At 62.6% G+C, this 6838-nt stretch carries 4 protein-coding genes; all 4 read right to left on the bottom strand.

What is annotated here, in order from left to right:
- Positions 1-174: 174 nt before the first annotated feature.
- Positions 175-1659: a 2-methylcitrate dehydratase gene (gene prpD, locus HBJ55_RS21995; RefSeq protein WP_167120374.1), complete on the bottom strand. Its 1485-nt coding sequence runs from the start codon at positions 1657-1659 to the stop codon at positions 175-177.
- 95 nt (positions 1660-1754) lie between these two features.
- On the bottom strand, positions 1755-2933 hold the full coding sequence (gene prpF / locus HBJ55_RS21990; protein ID WP_167120371.1) for a 2-methylaconitate cis-trans isomerase PrpF: 1179 nt from the start codon (positions 2931-2933) through the stop codon (positions 1755-1757).
- Positions 2934-3003: 70 nt separating this feature from the next.
- Positions 3004-5619 carry a Fe/S-dependent 2-methylisocitrate dehydratase AcnD gene (gene acnD, locus HBJ55_RS21985; protein ID WP_167120368.1) on the bottom strand — a complete coding sequence of 872 codons (2616 nt, stop codon included), beginning with the start codon at positions 5617-5619 and terminating at the stop codon, positions 3004-3006.
- Positions 5620-5699: 80 nt separating this feature from the next.
- Positions 5700-6827, bottom strand: coding sequence for a bifunctional 2-methylcitrate synthase/citrate synthase (gene prpC / locus HBJ55_RS21980; protein WP_167120365.1), 1128 nt, complete (start codon positions 6825-6827; stop codon positions 5700-5702).
- Positions 6828-6838: the final 11 nt, after the last annotated feature.

Here is a 6838-nt window from a genome sequence, read left to right as displayed (position 1 = left end):
GCGGGACAGCCACTTACCACTCTTCCCACCGCTGGCTACGTTGCCCGTCGCCGGCAGCGGATGCGTACTTTACGGTTAACCGAGGATACACGCAACCCTTGGCGTCAAAAAAATATAGTTCAGGATTTGGCGCGCTGCCATGACGGAGAACAAGTATTTCCGCCTTTGGTTACCTCAGATGACGAATTGGTCCACGAAGCGGTTCACTGGCATTGCCTCGAGGCGATTGGGATCCTTGCATAGAGCAAATATCCTCTCGCTTCGTCCGGCTGGAAAACGGGTCGCCAAGTTGCGCTTGAACTTTTCCTCGAGAACCGGGATACCTTCGTCGCGCCGACGGCGGTGGCCAATGGGGTATTCCACTTCGATGCACTCCGTGGAGCTACCGTCCCGGAAGAAGACCTGAATGGCGTTGGCGATGGAACGCCTGTCAGAGGCGAGGTAGTCCTGGGTATAGCGAGGCTCTTCAACCACCTCCATCTTCGCCCTGAGGGTGTCGATGAGGGGATGTTGATGATGGAAATCGTCCTCATAGTGCTCGGCGGTCAGATCACCGAAGATCAACGGTACGGCCACCATGTACTGCAGGCAATGGTCACGGTCCGCAGGATTGGCCAGGTCTCCCTCTTTGGAGATGATCCGTATTGCCGACTCATGCGTGGTGATAATGATGCGCTCGATATCTTCCAGGCGGCCCTCGACCTGTGCGTGCAGGCGAACCGCTGCTTCGCAAGCGGTCTGGGCATGAAACTCTGCCGGGAAAGCGATCTTGAACAGGATATTTTCCATCACGTAAGTGCCAAGCTCGCGCTGGAAGGTAAAGCGCCGCTCATTCTCGGGCTTGAGCTTCTGATCCTTATTGGTCTTGGAGAAAAGGACATCGTAGAAGCCCCACTGCGGCGCGCTGAGCACACCGGGAATACCCATCTCTCCACGTAGGGCGATATCGGCCAGACGCACGCCGCGCGACGTGGCGTCCCCTGCTGCCCAGCTCTTGCGCGAACCGGCATTGGGTGCATGGCGATAGGTGCGCAGGCTCTGCCCGTCCACCCAGGCATGCGACAGGGCCGAGAGCAGCTGCTCCCGATCCGCTCCCATCATGTGCGCTGCCACTGCGGTGGAAGCGACTTTCACCAACACTACGTGGTCGAGCCCAACCCGATTGAAGGAGTTGTCGAGTGCCAGCACACCCTGGATCTCATGCGCCTTGATCATCGCTTCCAACACATCGCGCATGATGAGCGGTGTCTCACCCTGAATGATCCGTTTTTGTGAGAGATAATCGGCCACCGCGAGGATAGCGCCAAGGTTGTCGGAAGGATGCCCCCACTCGGCGGCAAGCCAGGTGTCGTTATAGTCGAGCCAGCGAATGATGCAGCCGATGTCCCAGGCCGCCTTGACCGGATCCAGACGGAAGGAGGTACCCGGCACCCGGGCGCCATTCGGCACCACGGTCCCCTCGACCAGAGGTCCCAGGTGTTTGGTACATTCGGGAAAGCGCAGCGCCAGCAGGCCGCAGCCCAGGGTGTCAATGAGGCAGTTGCGTGCGGTGTCCAGCGCCTCCTCGCTCTCGATACGATAGTCGAGCACGTAGTCGGCAATCTTCTGTAGCTCGGGGTCGTAGTCGGGGCGGACGTTGCGTTCGACGGTGGCGCTCATGCTATCTCCTGTCACAGATTCGCTGTCGACTCCCTTCACTATAGAAAACGCCCCGAGCCTTGCGACTCAGGGCGCGAAATGCCTGTCAAAAAGCCTTAGAAGGCGTCACCGGGAATGCGCACCCATCCCTCCATCAGAACACGGGCACTGCGGCTCATCACGGCCTTGGTCGCCGTCCATTGGCCGCCGACACTGTCCGCCTCGGCTCCTACTTGCAAGGTGCCGGAAGGGTGGCCGAAGTGCACCGAATTGCGCTCGCCGCCACCCGCGGCCAGATTGACAAGAGTTCCGGGCACCGCCGCCGCCGTGGCGATAGCCACCGCCGCCGTCCCCATCATGGCGTGATGCAGCTTGCCCATGGAGAGCGCGCGCACCACAAGATCGATATCACTCGCCTTGATCGCCTTGCCGCTCGATGCGATGTAGTCGGCCGGCGGCGCGACGAAGGCGACCTTGGGCGTGTGCTGGCGCTCGGCCGCTTCGGCGACCTCCTTGATCAGACCCATGCGCACCGCAGCGTGGGCACGTATGGACTCGAACATGGCCAGCGCCTTGGTATCGCCATTGATCGCTTCCTGCAGTTCGGTGCCGGTGTAGCCGATGGCATCGGCATTGACGAAGACGGTCGGGATGCCGGCGTTGATCATGGTCGCCTCGAGCGTGCCGATATCGGGCACCTCCAGCCTGTCGATCAGGTTGCCGGTGGGGAACATGGCACCGTCCCCGTCGGCAGGATCCATGAACTCCACCGCCACCTCGGCAGCCGGGAAGGTCACGCCATCGAGCTCGAAGTCCCCGGTCTCCTGGACTTCACCGTTAGTGATCGGTACTCGCGAAACGATGGTCTTGCCGATATTGGCCTGCCAGATGCGCACCGTGGCCATGCCGTTTTCAGGGACGCGCGAGGGATCCACCAGGCCGTTGCTGATGGCGAAGGGACCCACGGCGGCTGACAGGTTGCCGCAGTTGCCGCTCCAGTCGACGAAGGGCTTGTCGATGGAGACCTGGCCGAACAGATAATCGACATCGTGATCGGGGCTCTCGCTTCTCGAGAGAATGACGGTCTTGCTGGTGCTCGAGGTAGCCCCGCCCATGCCATCGATCTGCTTCTGGTAGGGATCGGGACTGCCGATCACTCGCAGCAGCAGCGCATCGCGGGCCGGGCCAGGCTGACGTGCCGCCTCGGGCAGGTCACCCAGGCGGAAGAAAACGCCCTTGCTGGTACCACCACGCATGTAGGTGGCAGGAATTCGAATCTGCGGAACATGTGCCATGAAAATCGCTTCCTGAATTGACGCGAAGCGCCCCGGCAGGAAACACCGGGGCGCTCACGAGACGTTGAGGTCAGGCCGTCGCTTCGGCTTCGGACTCGAGGAAGTCCTGGGCGAAGCGCTGCAGCACGCCGCCGGCGGAGTAGACGGAGACCTCCTCGGCGGTGTCCAGGCGGCAGATAACCGGTACGCGCTCGGTATTGCCATTGGTGCGATGAATGACCAGGGTCAGGCTCGCTCCCGGCGCCGGCTTGCCCTCCACGTCGTAGGTTTCGGTGCCGTCGAGCTTCAGCGTGTGGCGCGTGGTGCCCTCTTCGAACTGCAGCGGCATCACGCCCATGCCCACCAGGTTGGTGCGGTGGATACGCTCGAAGCCCTCGGCAACGATGGCCTCGACGCCTGCTAGCGCCACGCCCTTGGCCGCCCAATCACGTGACGAACCCTGACCGTAGTCGGCCCCGGCAATGATGATCAGCGGCTGGCCGCGCTCCATGTAGGTCTCGATGGCCTCCCACATGCGCGTCACCTTGCCTTCCGGTTCGATACGCGCTAGCGAGCCCTGGACAACGTCGCCGTTGTCGTCGCGCACCATCTCGTTGAACAGCTTGGGATTGGCCAACGTGGCGCGCTGCGCGGTGAGGTGATCGCCGCGGTGGGTGGCGTAGGAGTTGAAGTCTTCCTCGGGCAGGCCCATCTTGGCCAGGTACTCCCCCGCCGCGCTGTCCAGCATGATGGCGTTCGACGGCGACAGGTGGTCTGTGGTGATGTTATCCGGCAGGATCGCTAGCGGCCGCATGCCCTTCAATCCCCGCTCGCGCGCCATGTTGCCCTCCCAGTAGGGCGGGCGACGAATGTAGGTGCTCTGCGGCCGCCAGTCGTATAGCGGGCTCTTTGCCGCTTCCACCTCATCCAGATTGAACATCGGGATATAAACCTGCTTGAACTGCTCTGGCTTGACGTACTCGCCGACGATGGCGTCGATCTCTTCGTCGGACGGCCATAGTTCCTTGAGCGTGACGGGTTTACCGTCCTTGTCGTAGCCCAGCGCATCCTTCTCGATGTCGAAGCGCACCGTGCCGGCAATGGCGTAGGCCACCACCAGCGGTGGCGAGGCGAGAAAGGCCTGCTTGGCATAAGGATGAATGCGACCGTCGAAGTTACGGTTTCCGGAGAGTACCGCGGTGGCATAGAGGTCGCGGTCGATGATCTCCTGCTGGATTTCCGGACGCAGCGAACCGGACATACCGTTGCAGGTGGTGCAGGCGTAGGCGACGATACCGAAGCCGAGCTTCTCGAGTTCGGGCAGCAGTCCGGCCTCCTCAAGGTACAGGCGAGCGACTTTCGATCCAGGGGCGAACGACGACTTCACCCACGGCTTACGCACCAAGCCAAGCTCGTTGGCTTTCTTTGCCAGCAGGCCTGCGGCCACGACGTTGCGTGGGTTGGAAGTATTGGTGCAGCTGGTGATTGCGGCGATGATCACCGCACCATCGGGCATCCTGCCGGCCCTCTCCTCGGCCAGCGCCTGCTCCAGGTTGGCAGCAATGCCGCGCTCGGCCAGCGCCGAGGTGGGCAGGCGACGGTGCGGGTTGGAAGGCCCGGCCAGGTTACGCTCGACGGTGGAGAGATCGAAGGTGAGCACGCGCTCGTACTCGGCGCTCTTCAGGCTGTCAGCCCACAGCCCCACAGTCTTGGCGTAGTTTTCCACCAATGCTACCTGCTCCGGTTCACGACCGGTGATGGTCAGGTAGTCGGTGGTCTGCTCGTCGATGTAGAACATTGCCGCGGTGGCACCGTACTCCGGTGTCATGTTGGAAATCGTGGCACGGTCGCCGATGGTCAGGCTCTCGGCCCCTTCGCCGAAGAACTCCAGATAGGCCCCCACCACCCGCTCCTGGCGCAGGAACTCGGTGATAGCCAGCACGATATCGGTGGCGGTGATACCGGGCTGACGCTTGCCGGTCAGCTCCACACCGACGATGTCGGGCAGGCGCATCATCGAGGGGCGGCCGAGCATCACGGTCTCGGCCTCGAGGCCACCGACGCCGATGGCGATGACACCCAGGCAGTCGATGTGCGGGGTGTGGCTGTCGGTACCCACGCAGGTATCCGGGTAGGCCACCCCGTCGCGGGCCTGAATCACCGGCGACATCTTCTCCAGGTTGATCTGGTGCATGATGCCGTTGCCGGCGGGAATCACGTCGACGTTCTCGAACGCGGTGCGCGTCCAGTCGATGAAGTGGAAGCGATCCTCGTTACGGCGATCCTCGATGGCACGGTTCTTGTCGAATGCCTGGGGATCGTCGCCGCCGCATTCGACGGCCAGCGAGTGGTCGACGATCAACTGAGTCGGCACCACCGGATTGACCTTGGCCGGGTCGCCGCCCTTCTCGGCGATGGCGTCGCGCAGGCCGGCCAGGTCGACCAGTGCCGTCTGGCCGAGGATGTCATGGCAGACTACCCGCGCCGGATACCAGGGAAAATCCAGATCGCGGCGACGCTCGATCAATTGCTTGAGTGCATCGGTAAGCAGTTCCGGCTCGCAGCGGCGAACCAACTGTTCGGCCAATACTCGGGAAGTGTAGGGCAGAGCATCGTAGGCACCGGGCTGGATCTCCTCGACGGCCGCACGCACGTCGAAGTAGTCCAGCGCGGTGCCGGGAAGCGGTTTGCGATATTGAGTATTCATGGATCGACGGTCTTCGCGTGATGTTGGGTCAGGCGGGGAACAGGCGACCCTTGGGCCGCCCTTGCTGAGGGAGGAGAGACTCAGTCGCGCTCCTCGATCGGCACCCACTCGCTCTTCTCGGGACCAATGTAGTCGGCACTGGGGCGAATGATGCGGTTGTTGGCGCGCTGTTCGAAGACATGGGCACACCAGCCGGTGACGCGCGAACAGACGAAAATCGGCGTGAACAGCTTGGTGGGAATGTCCATGAAGTGGTAGGCGCTGGCGTGGAAGAAGTCGGCGTTGCAGAACAGCTTCTTCTCGCGCCACATGACCTCCTCGACGCGCTCGGAAACCGGGTACAGGACCGTATCGCCCACGTCCTCGGCCAGCTCCTTCGACCACCGCTTGATGATCGCGTTGCGTGGGTCGGACTCGCGATAGATCGCATGCCCGAAGCCCATGATCTTCTCCTTGCGCTCGAGCATGCCCATGATCTCGCGCTCGGCCTCTTCCGGCGACGTCCAGTTCTCGATCATGTCCATGGCCGCCTCGTTGGCACCGCCGTGTAGCGGGCCACGCAGCGAGCCGATGGCGCCGGTCACGCAGGAGTGCATGTCGGAGAGCGTCGAGGCGCATACTCGGGCGGTGAAGGTCGAGGCGTTGAACTCGTGCTCGGCATAAAGTATCAGCGAGACGTTCATCACCCGCGCGTGTAGCTCGGAAGGCGCCTCGCCGCGCAGCAGATGCAGGAAGTGAGCGCCCACTGACTCGTCGTCGGTCTCGGTCTCGATGCGCACGCCATCGTGGCTGTAGCGATACCAGTAGCAGATGATCGATGGCAGCACCGCGAGCAGGCGATCGGAGACGTCCTGCTGTTCGTCGAAGCTCTCCTCGGTCTCGAGGTTGCCGAGCATCGAGGCGCCGGTGCGCATTACGTCCATGGGGTGGGCATCGGCCGGGATCTGCTCGAGCACCGCCTTGAGTGCTGCCGGCAGGCTCCGCATTCCCTTGAGCTTGGTGATGTAGGCATCGAGTTCGGCCCGGTTGGGCAGCTTGCCCTTGAGCAGCAGATAGGCGACCTCCTCGAAGCGCGCCTTCTCGGCGAGCTCCTTGATGTCGAATCCGCGGTAGGTCAGGCCCGAGCCGGTCTTGCCGACAGTGCAAAGCGCCGTGCTCCCCGCACTCTGGCCACGCAGGCCGGCGCCAGCATTGGGTTTATCTGCCATGTCGTGTCTCC

Source organism: Billgrantia bachuensis (assembly GCF_011742165.1).
Taxonomy (GTDB): Bacteria; Pseudomonadota; Gammaproteobacteria; order Pseudomonadales; family Halomonadaceae; genus Halomonas; species Halomonas bachuensis.
Note: the sequence above shows the minus strand (reverse complement) of the source record. Positions and strands in the feature narration are given on the sequence as shown.

Coding starts and splice junctions, on each gene's coding strand:
- prpD (WP_167120374.1), bottom strand. CDS start 1,659: ATGAGCGCCACCGTCGAACGCAACGTCCGCCCCGACTACGACCCCGAG.
- prpF (WP_167120371.1), bottom strand. CDS start 2,933: ATGGCACATGTTCCGCAGATTCGAATTCCTGCCACCTACATGCGTGGT.
- acnD (WP_167120368.1), bottom strand. CDS start 5,619: ATGAATACTCAATATCGCAAACCGCTTCCCGGCACCGCGCTGGACTAC.
- prpC (WP_167120365.1), bottom strand. CDS start 6,827: ATGGCAGATAAACCCAATGCTGGCGCCGGCCTGCGTGGCCAGAGTGCG.